Source organism: Hydrogenophaga sp. UC242_50 (assembly GCF_042697355.1).
Lineage (GTDB): Bacteria > Pseudomonadota > Gammaproteobacteria > Burkholderiales > Burkholderiaceae_C > Hydrogenophaga.
In genome coordinates, this window is the sequence record NZ_CP170553.1 from 1,385,403 (window position 1) to 1,400,915 (window position 15,513).

Here is a 15,513-nt window from a genome sequence, read left to right on the forward strand (position 1 = left end):
GGTCCATCGAATGAGTGAATTCCAGCCCGCCGCCTGGTTGGTGTTCCTGCTGGCGGGGGCGGTCATCGTCCTGGCGGCGGGCATCGTCAAGGGCGCGATGGGCGTGGGCATGGGCATGCTGGCCGTGCCCATGCTGTCCCTCTTCGTGCCGCCGGCCCAGGCCATCGGCCTGATGGTGGTGCCGGTGCTGTGGTCCAACGTGGTCCAGACCATCGAGCGCGGTTCGCCGATCTACAGCGTGAAGCGCTTTCGCTGGTTGATCATGTCGCAGCTGTTGTCCGTCGTGCTCACCGTGCGCCTGACCTCCAGCCTCTCGGCCGACCAGATGAACGTGATGTTCGCCTGCGCGATCCTGGTCTCCGTGCTGCTGATGGCGACCCGGCCCAACGTGCGGATCGCGCCGCGCCACGAGACCGCGGCCAGCGTGCTGGCCGGCATCACGGCCGGTGTGATGGGCGGGGTGTCGTCCCTCACCAGCCCGGTGCTCATCACCTACCTGATGGCGCTGAACCTCAAGCGCGAGGAGTTCATCGGCAGCATCAGCGTCATCTACCTCTTCGGTTCGGTGTTCATGTACTCGGCCATGATCTGGTACGGCCGCTTCGGCGCCTTCGAGCTGCTGGTGTCCTGCGCCACCGTGCTGCCCATGCTGCTCGGGCTCGCGCTGGGCAAGAAGATCCGCTACCGGCTCAGCGAGACGCGCTTTCGCGCGCTGCTGCTGGCCTTTCTGACGGTGCTGGCGACGGTGCTGCTGTTCAAGTGAACCAGGACGCCCTCCCGCCCACGCCCGTGTCCGAACAGGGCCCCCTGGCCTGGAGCGACGAGCTCCTGCTCGGTTACCCACCCATGGACCACCGGCACGAGGAGTTCGTGGCCTGCCTGGGCGACCTGCAGCGCGCGCCCGACGAGATCCTGCTGGTGGCGCTGGACGCCATGATCGATCACCTGGCCGCGCACTTCGGCGAGGAGGACCGCTGGATGGGAGAGAGCGGGTTTCCGCCCCGCCAGTGCCATGTGGACGAGCACGCGGCCGTGCTCCGTTCGGCCGCCGAGGTGCGCGCTCTGCTGCTGCAGGGCGAGATGGCGCCCTGCCGGCGCCTGGCCGATGCGCTGGAAGACTGGTTCCCCGGCCATGCCACCCACCTCGATTCCGCCCTGGCGCACTGGATGTGCAAGGCCCAGCTGGGCGGCAAGCCGGTGGTCCTGCGGCGACGTTCCTAGCCCCCTTTCTCTCTCTCTCTCTCTCTCCCTTCTCTGCCGACGATGATGGACCTCGACATTCCCCCCACCCAGATCGACGCCGACGTGCAACGCGCCCTGACCGAGGACGTGGGCGCGGGCGATCTCTCCGCCGGCATCGTGCCCGGCGACCGGCGTGCGCGCGCTGTCGTGATCTGCCGGCAGGCCGCTGTGATCTGCGGCGAACCCTGGGTGCGGGCCACGCTGCGCCAGCTGGCCCCGTCTGCCACGGTGACCTGGCGGGTGCCCGACGGCGGGCGTTGCGAACCCGGGCAGGCGATCTTCGAGGTCGAGGGTGGCGCGCGCGAGCTGCTCACCGCCGAACGCACCTGTCTGAACTTCCTGCAGTTCCTCAGCGGCATCGCGACCCGGACGGCGGTCTTCGTCGATCGGGTGCAGGGCACGGCCGCCCGCGTGCTCGACACCCGCAAGACCATTCCCGGCCTGCGCCAGGCCCAAAAATACGCCGTGCGCTGCGGCGGCGGGCACAACCACCGCATGGGGCTCTTCGATGCGGTGCTGATCAAGGAAAACCACATCCACGCGGCCGGCAGCCTCCCGGCCGCGTTCCGCGCCGCCCAGGCGCTGGCGCCTCAGGCCAGCTTCATCCAGGTCGAGGTGGAAACCCTGGCGCAGCTGGAAGAGGCGCTGGCGATCGGCGTGACCATGGTGCTGCTGGACAACATGCCGCTGGCGTCGGTCCGCCGCGCGGTGGCGATGGCCGGCGGCCGGTGCAGCCTGGAGGTCTCGGGCGGTGTGAACCTGGAGAACATCCGCGCCTATGCCGAGACCGGGGTGGACCGCATCTCGGTGGGCGCGCTGGTCAAGGACGTCACCGCCGCCGACTTTTCCATGCGCTTCGCGGCCTGAGTCCGACCCCCTTGGCGGGGCGCGCGGCTCAGACGTCCTTGAGCACCGGCCCCAGGTCCAGCGTGCTGCGTTGCCCCAGGTCCTTGCGGTGCGCATGCAGCCAGCGGTCCGCCGCTTCGCGCCCCATGGCGTGCAGGTTGGAGAGGAAGGCCCATTGCGTGTTGGTCTTGCTGCCCGCGCCCAGCGCCGCGAGCGAGTCGCCGCCCTCGATCAGGTGCACGCGCAGCCGCTGCACGCGCTGGAACAGCGCGGGGCTGCCGGGTGAGCGCTGCTCGCCGATGACCTGCTTGAGCAGCGCCAGTGTGCGCAGCTCTTTCACCAGGCTGGCGTTGAAGGTCACTTCGTTGATGCGGTCGAGGATGTCGCGCGCGCTGGTGGGCACGCTCTCGCGCTGCGTGGGGTTGATCTGCACCAGCAGCAGGTCGTCGGCGCGGGTCTCGTTGACCAGCGGCAGCAGCGTGGGGTTGCCCGCGTAGCCGCCGTCCCAGTAGGCCTCGCCCTCGATCTCCACCGCCTGGAACAGCAGCGGCAGGCAGGCCGAGGCCAGCACCATGTCGGCCGTGAGTTCCTGCTGGCCGAACACGCGCAGCGCGCCGGTGCGCACCTGCGTGGCGGCAATGAAGAGCTGCGTCTTGTGGCAGCGGCGCGCGCGGTCGAAGTCGATGGTTTCGACCAGGATGTCGCGCAGCGGGTTCAGGTTGAGCGGGTTGAGCTGGTAGGGCGAGAGCGTGTGGCCGAAGGCATCGGCCGCCTGCTGCAGCGGCTCGGTCCAGGGCTTGAGCCAGGGCGCGAGCCAGTCGGTGGCCGGGCCCATGAGCACGCCGATCGGGCTGGTCTGCAGCCGGTGGAAAGGCGAGAGCTCGGCCACGCGCGTCCAGAACTGGCGCAGCACGCGCTGCGCGCCTTCGCGCCCGCCGTCCATGAGGCCCGAGGCCAGCGCCACCGCGTTCATGGCCCCCGCGCTAGTGCCGCTGACGGCGGCGATCTCCAGCGTGTCGTCTTCCAGCAGGCGGTCGAGCACGCCCCAGGTGAAGGCGCCGTGCGAGCCGCCGCCCTGCAGAGCGAGGTCGATCGGGTGTTTGCCGGGGCGGGGGGGCTGGGCCATGGATCACATTGTCAGGGGGGAGGGTGGTGCATTGCACCATGGCCGGGTGACATCGGGCCCGGTCTGGGACAATCGGCGTTTGTTTTCGCGTTCGCATGTCCACCCCCACCCTTGAGCCCTCTTCCGCCGACACCGGCGCATCCGCCGCGCCGGTAGCCGGCCCGCTGGCGCGCGAGGCGATCGCGCTGGCCGCGTTCGACCACGTGGTGGCGCACGCGCCGGGTTACCGCGCGCGGCCGGGCCAGCGCGAGATGGCGGCCCACATCGCGCACACGCTCTCGGGTGTGACCCTGGGCGACGGCGCGGTGGCGAGCGACGCGGCGCTGCCCGCGCGCGGCATCGCGGTGGTGCAGGCGGGCACCGGCGTGGGCAAATCGGCGGCCTACGCGTCCACGGTGATTCCGCTCGCGCTGGCGCAGCAGAAGCGCGTGATCATCAGCACCGCCACGGTGGCGCTGCAGGAACAGCTGATCGCCAAGGACCTGCCCGCGCTGGCCGCCACGCTGCCGCAGCCCTTCAGTTTCGCGCTGGCCAAGGGGCGCGGGCGCTATGTGTGCCGCCTCAAACTGGACCAGCTCAGCGGGGGCGACGCGGCGAGCGCCGACCTGTTCGAAAGCGACGATGGGGGTGGCGACCCCAGCGCGGCCGGCATGGCGGCGCAGGCCGTGGCCTCGGCCGCCGCCGCGGCGCGCTGGCAGGAGCGCGGCGTGCAGTACACCGCCTGGGCCAACGCGCTGGACGGCGGCAGCTGGGACGGCGACCGCGACCGGCTGGACGACCCGCCCGACGGCAGCCTGTGGGCGCCCGTGGCCGCCGAGCGCCACACCTGCACCGCGCGCCACTGCCCCAGCTACAACAGCTGCAGTTACTACCAGGCGCGCGCCAAACTGGCGCAGGCGCAGGTGATCGTCGTCAACCACGACCTGCTGCTCTCCACCCTGGGCCTGCACGCGTTGCCCGCGCCGCAGGACTGCTACCTCGTGTTCGACGAGGCCCACCACCTGGGCTCGGTGGCGCAGGGGCAGTTCACCGCTTCCATGGACCTGATGCGTGCGCAACTGGCTGGACAAGCTGCCGCGCGCGGTGGACGAGGTGCGCAACCGCGATCGACCACAAGCCCACCATCGATGTGGCCGCGTTCACCAAGGAACTCAAGAGCGCCCAGACCGAGCTGGCGCGGCTCGCGATGCAGCGCATCGGCTCGCTGCCGGCCTGGCTGGACCTCACCGGCCGGTCCGCCGGCCGCTCGCCCGCGCGCGCCGGTGGCGGTTCTTTCAACGACGCCGGCGCGCCGGTGGTGGACCGTTTCGACGGCGGCGTGCTGCCGGCGGAGTGGCTGGAGGTGGTGGGCAAGCTGCACGCCAACGCCAGCAGCCTGCTGAAGGTGTTCGAGGCGCTGCGCAACCCAGCTCAAGGCCAATGCGCGCGAGAACCCGGGCGACGCGGCGCGCTGCGCCAAGCTCTACAGCCGCCTGGGCGTGCTCGCGCCGCGCCTGCAGAGCGCGCAGGAAACCGCCAGCTACTGGCAGCAGGCGGCGGGCGACGGGCAGCCGCCCCTGGCCAAGTGGCTGGAGGCCGGTGTGAGCCACGGCCTGGTCACGCTGACCGCGCACGCCTGCCCATTGCAGCCCGGCAGCCTGCTGCGCAACCACCTGTGGAACCAGGTGCGCGCGGCGGTGGTCACCTCGGCCTCGCTCACCACCTGCGGCAGCTTCGATCACTTCCTGCACGAGTCCGGCCTGGCCTGGGACGGCGCGGTGGCCGCGCGCGAGGTGCAGAGCCCGTTCGACCACGCGCGCCAGGGCCGCCTGGTGGTGGTGCAGACCACCGCCGACCCCAAGGACGTGGACAGCTACACGCGCGAGATGCTGGCCCTGCTGATGGCCGACCTGCGCGAGGTCGAGCGCGGCGCGCTGGTGCTGTTCACCTCGCGCGCGCAGATGCGCCAGGCGCAGGGCCTGCTCGAGCGCGGCGAACACGGCGCGCTGCGCGACCGCGTGCTGGTGCAGGGCGAGGCCTCGCGCACCGTGCTGCTGCGCCGCCACGCCGAGCGCGTGGCCGAGGGCAAGCCCTCGGTGCTGTTCGGCCTGCAGTCCTTCGGCGAGGGGCTGGACCTGCCCGGCGAGTTGTGCGAATGGGTGTTCATCACCAAGCTGCCCTTCGCCTCGCCGAGCGACCCTGTGGGCCAGGCGCGCGCCGACTGGCTCAAGAGCCAGGGCCGCGACCCGTTCAGCGAACTCGTGGTGCCCGCCACCGGCGCGCGCCTGCTGCAATGGACCGGGCGCGCGCTGCGCACCGAGGCCGACGAGGCGGTGGTCGTTTGTTACGATGCCCGCTTGCTGCGCCAGTCCTACGGACGGCGCATGCTCAAGGGCCTGCCGCCCTACCGGCTGCAGCGCCGCGTGGACGGCGTGCTGACCGAAGCCTGACCTTCCTCACAGAAAGCCCCGCGCATGATCTTCTCCGCCCTCAAACTCATCCACGTGCTGGCCGTCATCCTGTGGGTGGGCGGCATGGCCTTCGCGCACTTCTTTCTGCGCCCCTCGGTGCAGGCGCTGGAGCCGCCGGTGCGCCTGCGCCTGCTGCAGGCCGTGATGAAGCGCTTCTTCTCGGTGGTGCTGTGGGCCTCGCTGGTGGTGCTGGCGCACGGGCCTGTGGATGATCGGCCGCACGGCCAAGGAAACGGTGCAGGCCGGCCTGGCCTTCAACATGCCGCTGGACTGGACCATCATGGCCACGCTGGGCATCGTGATGATCCTGATCTTCGGCCACATCCGCTTCGCGCTGTTCAGGCGCCTCACGCGCGCCGTGGCCGCCAGCGACTGGCCCGCGGCCGGCGCGGCCATGGCGTCCATCCGCAGCTGGGTGTTCGTCAACCTGTGCATCGGCGTCGTGATCGTCTGCGTGACGCTGCTGATGGGCTGAACGCCTCCGCCGCGCCGTCATGAGCGTGCCTTCCATGGGGATCTTCCAACGAGGTGGGTGGATGATGGCGTTGCTGACTGCCCTGCTCCAGGGCTGTGCCCTGCCTCCGCTGGAAGGGCGCACCGAATCCCGGGCCCTGGCGCCGGCCGAGGCCGCCGCCACGGCGCTGGGCCGCGTGCTGAGCGCTGACGCGCTGGCCCATCCCGGCGAGTCCGGCATCCTGCCGCTGGCCGATGCGCTGGAGTCGTTCGCGGCGCGCGTGCTGCTGGTGCGCGCGGCCGAGCGCACGCTGGACGTGCAGTACTACATCTGGCGCGACGACATCACCGGCAACCTCTTGCTCAACGCGCTGCGCGAGGCGGCCGACCGCGGCGTGCGCGTGCGCCTGCTGCTGGACGACAACGGCGTCGGCGATGGACGGCAAGCTGCTCGCGCTGGACCGGCACCCGGCCATCGAGGTGCGGCTGTTCAACCCGTTCTCCATCCGCCAGCCCAAGGCGCTGGGCTACCTCACGCACTTCAGCCGCGCCAACCGGCGCATGCACAACAAGGCGCTGGTCGCCGACAGCCAGGCCGCCATCATGGGCGGGCGCAACGTGGGCGACGAGTACTTCGGCGCCACCGATGGCGTGCTGTTCGCCGATCTCGACGTGCTGGCCACCGGGGCGGTGGTGCCCGAGCTGTCGGCCGACTTCGACCGCTACTGGGCCAGCGCCTCGGCCTACCCGATCGACCGCATCGTCCCGGCCGGGACGGTGGTGGCGGCACCGGACGCCGCGGTGCAGGCCGAGCGTGATCCGCGCGCCGCGCGCTACCTGCAGGCCCTGCGCGAGTCGCGCTTCGTGTCCGACCTGCTCACGGGGGGCATCGTGCCCCAGTGGGCGCGCGTGGAGATGGTCAGCGACGATCCCCGCAAAGGCCTGGGGCTGGCCGAGAAGGAGGGGCTGGTGACCCACCAGCTGGCCCAGGTGCTGGCGCGCCCGCCGGTGCGCTCGCTGGATCTGATCTCGCCGTACTTCGTGCCCACCGCAGCGGGCGTGGCGGTCTTCGAGCGCCTGGCGGCCAGGGGCGTGCGCGTGCGCATCCTGACGAACGCGCTGGAGGCGACCGACGTGTCGGCCGTGCACTCGGGTTACGCGCGCTACCGCCAGGACCTGCTGCGCGGCGGCGTCGAGCTGTATGAGATGCGCCGCAGCGCGGTGGTGATGGGCCGCTCGGGCGTGTTCGGCAGTTCGGGCTCCAGCCTGCACGCCAAGACCTTCGCGCTCGACGGCGAGCGCGTGTTCGTGGGGTCGATGAATTTCGATCCGCGCTCGGCGCACCTGAACACCGAGCTGGGGTTCATCATCGACAGCCCGGCCATGGCGCGCGCGGTCGCCGAGGCCTTCGACCGCGAGGTGCCGGCCACGGCGTACGCGGTGCGGCTCGATGAGCGGGGCGATCTGGTGTGGATCGAACGCCGCGACGGCCAGGAGATCCGCCACACCCGCGAGCCGGGCAGCTCACTGGGGCAACGCGCCTGGATCGGCCTGCTGTCGGTGTTGCCGATCGAGTGGCTGCTCTAGCTCGCCGGTGACGGCGGCCGGTTGCCCAGCAGCCGGTGCCACAGACCGGGCAGCGCGGTGGCGAGGTCCGGGCGAGAGCCGTTCAGGGTGGGGCGGTGGCCCCCGTTGGCCCGCTCGGTGTCGGTGCCCAGGTCGAAGCGGAAGGTGTAGTGCGGCTCCTGGCCCATGCGCAGGTCGGTCACGAACAGATGGCCCTCGGTGGCCGACACGCTGTAGAAGCCGTGGGTGAAGGCCGCCATGCGCGCGAGGTAGGGCTCGTTGCGGTGTTGCGCGATCAGGTCCGCGCCGCGCTCATGCACCGTCCAGGTGATCCGCGGGCTGTCGTCCAGCAGCGAGTAGAAGCCCTCGCGGTACTCGGTGGGCGTGGTGGCGCAACCAGCCGCCAGAGCACGGTGTTGAACGGCGAGGGCGTGACCAGCAGGTGCTCGGCCGCGATGCCGTCGGCCTGCAGGGACGCCTGCGCCACCCGCATGACGTGCTGCTGCGCGCCGACGCTCCAGCCCAGGTAGAGCGTGCTGAGCACCAGCCCGGCGGTGTTCCAGGCCAGGCCGCGCGCGGACTTCAGCCGCAGCGCCGCGACCACGCCCACGATCAGTGGCAGGGTGTAGGCCAGGTCGATGATGAAGACACTGCCCACGGCGAACGGGTAGTCGCTGAACGGCTGCAGCAGCTGTGTGCCGTAGACCGTCATGGTGTCGAGCAGCGGGTGGGTGATGAGCACCAGCCACATCGCCAGCCACCAGCGCCTGAACAGCGCGGCCTCGCCGTGCACGCGCGAGACGATCCAGGCGAGCACCGGCGCGGCCAGCGTGAGCACGAAGAGCGCATGGCTCTCGGCGCGGTGGCGCGTCATGTTGAGGATGGCGTCGCCGTGGTTGATGAAGGCGTCGAGGTCGGGCAGGGTGCCGCCGATGGCGCCCCACAACGCGGCCTTCCACGCGGCGGTGCGCCGGCCCATCACGGCCACGCCCACGGCCGAGCCGAGGGCAATCTGGGTCAATGAATCCATGCGGCGAGCTTAGCCGCCCGGCTTCAAGCCTGCACGGCGATGGGGAAGGTGGCGCGCAGGCCGTCGCTGCCGGGGGTGAAGGGCACGGTGACGGCGGCGCGGGCCTCTTCGTTCATGCGCCGCCAGAGGCCGTCGCGCTCGTTGCCGGGGTCGCCCGCCACGTACAGCTGGGTGGTGAGCAGCTCCTGCCGGTCCAGCCGCACCTTCACGTGGATGTGGGGCGTGCGGCCGGTGTAGGGCACGGGTTTGAGGGTGCGGAAACGGTAGCGCCCATCGCGGCCCACCGTGACCTGGCCGAAGCCCTGGAACGCCGGGTCGGCCCGTCCGCCGTCGCCCGGGTGGTGGTAGCGGCCTTCGTGGTCGCATTGCCAGATCTCCACCACCGCGCCCGCCACCGGCACGCCGGCAAGGTCGGTCACCGTGCCCTCGACCCAGGTCGGCTGGCCCTTGCTGTAGACCGCCTTGCCGTTCCTGAGCAGGTCGGCGTCGCTGTCGGCCGGCAGCGTGACCGGGTAGAACGGGCCTTCGGTCTGGCTCGGCGTGGGCCGCAGGGACTTGCCCTGCGCCAGCGCGGGCGAAAGCCACGCCGGCGCGGCCACGGCGGCGGCGCTGGCGATGAGGAGGCGGCGGCGCAGGGGATGGGTGCTCATGCAAGTCTCCTAAGACGGCAGCCTGATTGGAAGGTCTGTCCGAGCGCAAGTTCCACGGTCCGGAACAGCGCGGAACTGGCTTTGCCAAGCCGCTGGTGTTGCCCCCTTGGGGGGGCGCCGAAGGCGGCGCGGGGGGCTTACTTCGTGCCCATCCAGGCGAGCAGCGAGGCGCGCATGGCCTCTTCCACCGACATGTCGATCGGCGTGGTCCAGCTGCGCGGAACGAACACGGTGTAGCCGCCGATCATGTAGCCCATGGGCAGGTAGACCGCCACGTGGTCCAGCTCGGCCAGCCCGGGCGGCAGGCCGGCCATGTTCTGGCGCGTCACCAGGCCGACGATGGTCATCTCGTTGTCCGGCATCTTCAGCATCACCACCTGCTGCTGCGCGTCCTTCTTGTTGGGCGCGAAGTAGTCGGCGAAGCTCTTGAGCGAGGAATAGATGCTCTTGACGACCGGCAGGTTGGTGAACGGCAGCTCCACCCAGGAGAGCATGCGCGCCGTCACGGGCTGGGAGATCAGGAAACCCAGGCCGAAGATCATGGCCGCGCCGATCACGATGCCCAGGCCAGGCAGGTAGAAGTCGCCGACCAGCGGTCGGATCGCCCACATGGCGATGGTTTCCACCCAGACGATGAACAGGTACAGCACGTAGACCGTGAGCGCCACCGGCAGGAAGGTGATCAGGCCGCGGAAGAAGTACTGATAGATCGGTTTCACACGCGGGAGCATACCGCGAGGTGGCTTGCAAACCGCCAGAATGCCCCCATCTGCCCGCTGTTTGCCCCATGCCGGGTGGCATGCCTGGTGTTCGCGCCAGTTCAGGAACTCCCTCGGGGCCAGGAGGCTCTCTCATCCATGAACGGACTCTTCGACTTCTTTGGCCGCGTGCTGCGTGGCGTGATCCGGCTGGCGCTGGCCCTGGCCGCCCTGGTCTTCGTGCTCAGCCTGCTGCTGGCGTCCCTGGTGGTAATGGTCGGCGTCTCGCTCTGGTCGCTGGTGACCGGCCGCAAGCCCGCCCCGGCGGTGGTGTTCAGCCGTTTTCGCCAGACCTCGCAGCGCTACACGCAGGGCGTGTGGCCGGGTGGCGCGGGCGGTGTGCGCCGGCCCATGGGCGATGTGGTCGATGTCGAGGCCACCGAGGTGCCCGAGGCCCCGACCCGCGAACCGGGCGCCCGATCGGGCCCCGACCACACGGCGCGCGTGATCTACTGATCGGCCCGCCGGGCCAGCGCGGCCTCGTACAGGGCGTTGCGTGGCTGGCCGGTGATCTCCGCGCACAGGCGCACGGCGGTCTTCAGCGGCAGTTCGGCCAGCAGCAGGTCCAGCGTGCGCAGCGCCGCCGCGTCCACCGCGCCTGCTTCGGCCGCCTCGGCCGCCAGCGGGTGCACCATCAACACGAACTCGCCGCGCGTGCGGTGCGCGCCGGCCTGCAGCCAGCCAGGCAGGGCCTCGGCGGGCATGGGCGCGATCTCCTCGAACTGCTTGGTCAGCTCGCGCCCCACGGTCAGGGTGCGTGGGCCCAGGGAGGCCAGGTCCTTGGCCAAAGCCTCGATGCGGTGCGGCGCCTCCAGCAGCACGCAGGCGCGCGCATCGGCACCGATCTGCTGCACCTCGCGCTGGCGCTCGGCCGCCTTGGGCGAGAGAAAGCCAGCGAACACGAAACGACCGTCCCAGCCGCTGTGCCCGGCCACGCTGAGCAGCGCGGTGATGCTGCTGGCGCCCGGGATCGGCAGGCAGCGCAGGCCGGCGCCTGCCACGGCGGCGACCAGGCGCGCGCCCGGGTCGCTCACCCCCGGTGTGCCGGCGTCGCTCACATAGGCGATGCGCTGGCCTTCCTGCAGGCGTTGCACCACGGTCTGCGCGGCCTCGGCCTCGTTGTGTTCGTGCAGCGCCAGCAGCGGCTTGTGCAGGCCGTAGCCCTGCAGCAGCGCGGCGGTGTGGCGCGTGTCCTCGCAGGCCACGGTGTCCACGAGCGAGAGCACCTGCAGCGCGCGCAACCCGATGTCGGCCAGGTTGCCGATGGGGGTGGCGACCATGTAGAGCGCGCCCTGCGGATAATGCTGGTGCCCCGCCGCGTCGCGGGCGGCGGCCAACAGGGATGGAGTGCTTGCAGACAATGTGGACATCCAGAAAACAGGCGGCGCCCTCGGGGAGCGGCGCGGCGAAACAGACCACCAAGGACCGGGGCGACGCCGCGGAGGATGCGGCCCTGGTCCACCTGCGGCGCCATGGCCTGGCGCTGGTGCGGCGCAACTTCAGGACCCCGGGCCGGGGCGGTGGCGAAGTCGATTTGATTATGCGCGAGCCCGATGGCACGCTGGTCTTCGTCGAGGTGCGCCAGCGCGCCAGCCAGCGCCAGGGCGGGGCCGGCGCCAGCATCACCGGGGTGAAACAACGCCGCATCGTGTTCGCGGCGCGGCACTTTTTGCTGCGGCTCGGCTCAGAGCCTGCATGCCGCTTCGATGTGGTGCTGATCGATGGCGCGTTCGACGCGCCGACGCCGGTGCGCATCGAGTGGCTGCGCGCCGCCTTCGATGCCTCCGTGGCATTCTGAGCAAATGGATACACCCCTCACCGCTATGATCGCGCCATGCTTCTGCAACGCATCCAGCAACAGTTCATCGACAGCGCCGACCTGAAGTACCAGTGCGCCCAGTCCCTGGCACCGATGGTGGAGTCGGCCATCGCGGCCGTGCTGGCCAGCGTCACGGGCGGCGGCAAGGTGCTGGCCTGCGGCAATGGCGCTTCGGCCGCGGCCGCGCAACACTTCGCGGCCAGCTTCGTGGGCCGCTACGAACGCGAACGGCCCGAGCTGGCGGCGTTTTCGCTCTCGTCCGACGCGGCGGTGCTCACCGGCATCGCCAACGATTTCGATGCCCGCGCGGTGTTCGCCCGCCAGGTGCGCGCGCTCGGCCAGGCCGGCGATGTGCTGCTGGCGCTGTCCACCAGTGGCAATTCGGCCAACGTGCTGGCGGCGGTGGAGGCCGCGCACGAGCGCGAAATGGTCGTGGTGGCGCTCACCGGCGCGCGCGGCGGCCGCCTCTCGATGCAACTGCGCGACACCGACGTGCACCTGTGCGTGCCGCACGAGCTGCCGGCCCGCATCCTCGAAGTGCATCACCTCGTGCTGCACTGCATTTGCGACGGCGTGGACGCCCAGCTGCTGGGCCTGCCCGACGAGTCCAACACCCCTATGGAGAGTGCCTCATGAGCCAGATCAAGAACACCCCTTCCTTTCACCGCATCGCCGCCGCCGCGCTCGCCGTGGCCGCCCTGGGCGCCACGCTGAGCGCCTGCGCGCCCCTGGTGGTGGGCGGCGCGGCCGTGACCGCACTGGTGGCGGTGGACCGCCGCACCTCGGGCGCGCAGCTCGACGACCAGGGCATCGAGCTGAGGGCGTCCAACCGCCTGAAGGACGAGCTGGGCGACGCGCACGCGCGCTACAACCTCTCCAGCTACAACCGCCGCGTGCTGATCACCGGCGAGGCCTCCAGCGAGGCGATCAAGACCAAGGTCACGCAGATCGTGTCCGGCGTGGAGAACGTGCGCGAGGTCATCAACGAGCTGGGCGTGACCAACAGCCCCTCGCTCAAGGAGCGCGCGAGCGACACGCTGATCACCGGCCGGGTGAAGGCCTCGCTGGTGGACGCCAAGGACCTCTCGGCCAGCGCCTTCAAGGTGCTGACCGAACGCGGCACGGTGTACCTGATGGGCCGTGTGACGCAGCGCGAAGCCGACCGCGCCACCGACATCGCGCGCAACACGCAGAACGTGTCGCGCGTGGTGCGCGTGTTCGAAATCATCTCCGAGCAGGAACTCGCCAACATCGGCGCCGCCAAGCAGCCGGCACCGACCAACCCCGCCAAATAACGCCGCTCGAAGAGGCGCGGCCCCTTCCAGAACACGGCGGAACCGGCTTCGCCGGGCCGCACGTGTTGCCCCCTGGGGGGTGACGCCGAAGGCGGCGCGGGGGGAGCCTACTTCAAGCGTTTGATGAGGCTGGAGGTGTCGAAGCGCTGGCCGCCCATGGCCTGCACGTCGGCGTAGAACTGGTCCACCAGCGCGGTGACCGGCAGGCGCGCGCCGTTGCGCTTGGCTTCGTCCAGCACCAGGCCCAGGTCCTTGCGCATCCAGTCCACGGCAAAGCCGAAGTCGAACTTGTCGGCCACCATGGTCTTGCCCCGGTTGTCCATCTGCCAGCTCTGGGCCGCGCCCTTGCCGATCACGTCCAGCACCTGGGTCATGTCCAAGCCGGCCTTCTGACCGAAGGCGATCGCTTCGGACAGGCCTTGCACCAGGCCGGCGATGCAGATCTGGTTGACCATCTTGGTGAGCTGGCCGGCGCCGCTCTCGCCCATGCGGGTGAAGGCGCGCGAGAAGGCCATGGCCACCGGCCTGGCGGCGTCGAACGCGGCCGCCTCACCGCCGCACATCACGGTCAGGGCGCCGTTCTGCGCGCCCGCCTGGCGACCCGAGACGGGGGCATCCACGAAAGCGATGCCCAATGCCTTGCCCGCGCCATGCAGCTCGCGCGCCACGTCGGCCGAGGCGGTGGTGTGGTCCACGAACACGGCGCCGGGCGACATGCCGGCGAAAGCGCCGTCGGCACCGAGCACGATGGAGCGCAGGTCGTCGTCGTTGCCCACGCAGGCGAACACGATGTCGGCGCCCTGGGCCGCCTCGCGCGGCGTCGGTTTGTGCGCCCCGCCGAACTCGGCCACCCAAGCGGCCGCCTTCGCGCTGGAGCGGTTGTAGGCCGTCACAGCGTGGCCGGCGCGCGCCAGGTGCCCGGCCATGGGGTACCCCATGACACCCAGGCCGATGAAGGCGACCTTGCGCGCAGGGGTGGATTCGTAGGTGCGTTCGGCGATGCTGGTCATGTGAAGAAGCTTCCAATACAAGAAATGTCGCGGAACCGGCTTTGCCGGGCCGCAGACATTGTCCCCTTGAGGGGGTGACGCGCGCCAGCGCGGCGCGGGGGTGGGTCAAACGATGGTGAGGTGCTCGGTGCCCGCTGCCAGGTCCAGCGACTTGGCGCGCTGGCTGTTGAGCTTGATCTGCAGCCGCAGGTCGTTGAGCGAATCGGCGTTGCGCAGCGCGTCTTCGAGCGTGATGAGGTTGGCCTCGAAGGCGTTGAACAGCGCCTGGTCGAAGGTCTGCATGCCCATCTGGGTGCTCTTCTTCATGATCTCCTTGATCTCGGCGACATCGCCCTTGAAGATCAGGTCGGAGATCAGCGGCGAGTTCAGCATGATCTCCACCGCCGCGTGCCGGCCCTTGTTGTCCTGGCGCGGCACCAGGCGCTGGGAGACCAGCGCGCGCAGGTTCAGCGACAGGTCCATCAGCAGCTGGGCACGGCGCTCTTCGGGGAAGAAGTTGATGATGCGGTCCAGCGCCTGGTTGGCGCTGTTGGCGTGCAGCGTTGCGCAGGCACAGGTGGCCGGTCTCGGAGAACTGGATCGCGTGCTCCATGGCTTCGCGGTCGCGGATCTCGCCCATCAGGATCACATCGGGCGCCTGGCGCAGCGTGTTCTTCAGCGCGGCCTCCCAGCTGTCGGTGTCCAGGCCCACTTCGCGCTGCGTCACCACGCAGTTCTTGTGCGGGTGCACGAACTCGATCGGGTCTTCCACCGTGATGATGTGGCCGTGCGTGTTCTCGTTGCGCCAGTCCACCATGGCCGCGAGCGAGGTGGACTTGCCCGAGCCGGTCGCGCCGACCAGGATGCACAGGCCGCGCTTGGAGAGCGCCACGTCCTTGAGCACCTGGGGCAGGCCGAGCTTGTCGATGGTGGGCAGCACGGCGGGAATCGTGCGCAGCACCATGCCGACCTTGCCCTGCTGGATGAAGGCGTTGACGCGGAAGCGCCCGATGGCCGGCGGCGAGATCGCGAAGTTGCACTCCTTGGTGCGCTCGAATTCGGCGGCCTGCTTGTCGTTCATGATGGCGCGCGCCAGCGCCAGCGTGTGCGTGGCGTTCAGGGGTTGCGGCGACACCTTGACGACCGAGCCGTCGACCTTGATCGCTGGCGGAAAATCGGCGGTCAGGAACAGGTCGCTGCCCGAGCGGCTGAGCATGAGGCGCAGCAGGTCGTTGATGAATTTGGATGCCTGGTCGCGTTCCATGAGAGTGTCCTTTGATCAGCAGCGA

General features: G+C 70.3%; 15 protein-coding genes and 4 pseudogenes. 11 read left to right on the forward strand and 8 right to left on the reverse strand.

Annotated features, from left to right (window positions below):
• Positions 1 to 10 precede the first annotated feature (10 nt).
• Genes ACFJGX_RS07110 through nadC form a run of 3 tightly spaced genes read left to right on the forward strand, consistent with a single transcriptional unit; the run spans position 11 to position 2,109 of the window.
• Positions 11 to 763 (forward strand): sulfite exporter TauE/SafE family protein, encoded by a 753-nt coding sequence (locus ACFJGX_RS07110; RefSeq protein ID WP_382322176.1) that lies wholly within the window; start codon positions 11 to 13, stop codon positions 761 to 763.
• Positions 760 to 1,221, forward strand: a complete 462-nt coding sequence (locus ACFJGX_RS07115; protein ID WP_382328105.1) for a hemerythrin domain-containing protein — start codon at positions 760 to 762, stop codon at positions 1,219 to 1,221. Before ACFJGX_RS07110 ends, ACFJGX_RS07115 begins: the two co-directional genes overlap by 4 nt.
• A gap of 42 nt (positions 1,222 to 1,263) precedes the next feature.
• Entirely contained in the window at positions 1,264 to 2,109 is an 846-nt protein-coding gene (gene nadC, locus ACFJGX_RS07120; RefSeq protein ID WP_382322174.1) for a carboxylating nicotinate-nucleotide diphosphorylase, read from the forward strand.
• 28 nt (positions 2,110 to 2,137) lie between these two features.
• On the opposite strand, the gene ACFJGX_RS07125 is transcribed toward nadC, so the two are convergent.
• Positions 2,138 to 3,214, reverse strand: coding sequence for a patatin-like phospholipase family protein (locus tag ACFJGX_RS07125; protein ID WP_382322173.1), 1,077 nt, complete (start codon positions 3,212 to 3,214; stop codon positions 2,138 to 2,140).
• Positions 3,215 to 3,309: 95 nt separating this feature from the next.
• Between ACFJGX_RS07125 and ACFJGX_RS07130 the strand changes: the two genes are divergently transcribed.
• The 4 genes and pseudogenes from ACFJGX_RS07130 to ACFJGX_RS07145 all read left to right on the forward strand — a co-directional run bounded on the left by ACFJGX_RS07130 (position 3,310) and on the right by ACFJGX_RS07145 (position 7,704).
• Entirely contained in the window at positions 3,310 to 4,596 is a 1,287-nt protein-coding gene (locus ACFJGX_RS07130; RefSeq protein ID WP_382328107.1) for a hypothetical protein, read from the forward strand.
• A 96-nt stretch (positions 4,597 to 4,692) separates the two neighbouring features.
• Positions 4,693 to 5,643 (forward strand): helicase C-terminal domain-containing protein, encoded by a 951-nt coding sequence (locus ACFJGX_RS07135; RefSeq protein WP_382322171.1) that lies wholly within the window; start codon positions 4,693 to 4,695, stop codon positions 5,641 to 5,643.
• A 24-nt stretch (positions 5,644 to 5,667) separates the two neighbouring features.
• Positions 5,668 to 6,139 (forward strand): annotated as a pseudogene (locus tag ACFJGX_RS07140) (CopD family protein).
• Between the two features lie 61 nt (positions 6,140 to 6,200).
• Positions 6,201 to 7,704, forward strand: a pseudogene (locus ACFJGX_RS07145) (phospholipase D family protein).
• On the opposite strand, the gene ACFJGX_RS07150 reads toward ACFJGX_RS07145, so the two are convergent.
• The 4 genes and pseudogenes from ACFJGX_RS07150 to ACFJGX_RS07165 form a co-directional block, all read right to left on the reverse strand.
• On the reverse strand, positions 7,701 to 8,003 hold the full coding sequence (locus tag ACFJGX_RS07150; RefSeq protein ID WP_382322169.1) for a hypothetical protein: 303 nt from the start codon (positions 8,001 to 8,003) through the stop codon (positions 7,701 to 7,703). The pseudogene ACFJGX_RS07145 and the gene ACFJGX_RS07150 overlap by 4 nt on opposite strands.
• On the reverse strand, positions 7,979 to 8,713 hold the full coding sequence (locus tag ACFJGX_RS07155; RefSeq protein WP_382328109.1) for a metal-dependent hydrolase: 735 nt from the start codon (positions 8,711 to 8,713) through the stop codon (positions 7,979 to 7,981). Before ACFJGX_RS07155 ends, ACFJGX_RS07150 begins: the two co-directional genes overlap by 25 nt.
• Before the next feature lie 23 nt (positions 8,714 to 8,736).
• Positions 8,737 to 9,363: an intradiol ring-cleavage dioxygenase gene (locus ACFJGX_RS07160; RefSeq protein WP_382322167.1), complete on the reverse strand. Its 627-nt coding sequence runs from the start codon at positions 9,361 to 9,363 to the stop codon at positions 8,737 to 8,739.
• Positions 9,364 to 9,463: 100 nt separating this feature from the next.
• A pseudogene (locus tag ACFJGX_RS07165) lies at positions 9,464 to 10,094 on the reverse strand (DUF502 domain-containing protein); the annotation flags it as partial.
• A gap of 126 nt (positions 10,095 to 10,220) precedes the next feature.
• Between ACFJGX_RS07165 and ACFJGX_RS07170 the strand changes: the two are divergent.
• The gene (locus ACFJGX_RS07170; RefSeq protein WP_382322166.1) at positions 10,221 to 10,577 is read left to right on the forward strand and encodes a hypothetical protein; all 357 of its coding nucleotides are present in this window, start codon (positions 10,221 to 10,223) and stop codon (positions 10,575 to 10,577) included.
• Here the strand turns inward: ACFJGX_RS07170 and rsmI are convergent.
• Entirely contained in the window at positions 10,571 to 11,482 is a 912-nt protein-coding gene (gene rsmI / locus ACFJGX_RS07175) for a 16S rRNA (cytidine(1402)-2'-O)-methyltransferase (protein WP_382322165.1), read from the reverse strand. The two genes, ACFJGX_RS07170 and rsmI, sit on opposite strands and share 7 nt — an antisense overlap.
• Between rsmI and ACFJGX_RS07180 the strand changes: the two genes are divergently transcribed.
• Genes ACFJGX_RS07180 through ACFJGX_RS07190 form a run of 3 tightly spaced genes read left to right on the forward strand, consistent with a single transcriptional unit; the run spans position 11,482 to position 13,235 of the window.
• Entirely contained in the window at positions 11,482 to 11,919 is a 438-nt protein-coding gene (locus ACFJGX_RS07180; RefSeq protein WP_382163836.1) for a YraN family protein, read from the forward strand. The two genes, rsmI and ACFJGX_RS07180, sit on opposite strands and share 1 nt — an antisense overlap.
• Positions 11,920 to 11,955: 36 nt before the next feature.
• Complete coding sequence (locus tag ACFJGX_RS07185; RefSeq protein WP_291120132.1) at positions 11,956 to 12,576, forward strand: SIS domain-containing protein; 621 nt, start codon at positions 11,956 to 11,958, stop codon at positions 12,574 to 12,576.
• Complete coding sequence (locus tag ACFJGX_RS07190) at positions 12,573 to 13,235, forward strand: BON domain-containing protein (protein WP_382153509.1); 663 nt, start codon at positions 12,573 to 12,575, stop codon at positions 13,233 to 13,235. Before ACFJGX_RS07185 ends, ACFJGX_RS07190 begins: the two co-directional genes overlap by 4 nt.
• Before the next feature lie 107 nt (positions 13,236 to 13,342).
• On the opposite strand, the gene ACFJGX_RS07195 is transcribed toward ACFJGX_RS07190, so the two are convergent.
• Positions 13,343 to 14,245 (reverse strand): NAD(P)-dependent oxidoreductase, encoded by a 903-nt coding sequence (locus ACFJGX_RS07195; RefSeq protein WP_382328111.1) that lies wholly within the window; start codon positions 14,243 to 14,245, stop codon positions 13,343 to 13,345.
• Between the two features lie 105 nt (positions 14,246 to 14,350).
• A pseudogene (locus ACFJGX_RS07200) lies at positions 14,351 to 15,488 on the reverse strand (PilT/PilU family type 4a pilus ATPase).
• Positions 15,489 to 15,513: the final 25 nt, after the last annotated feature.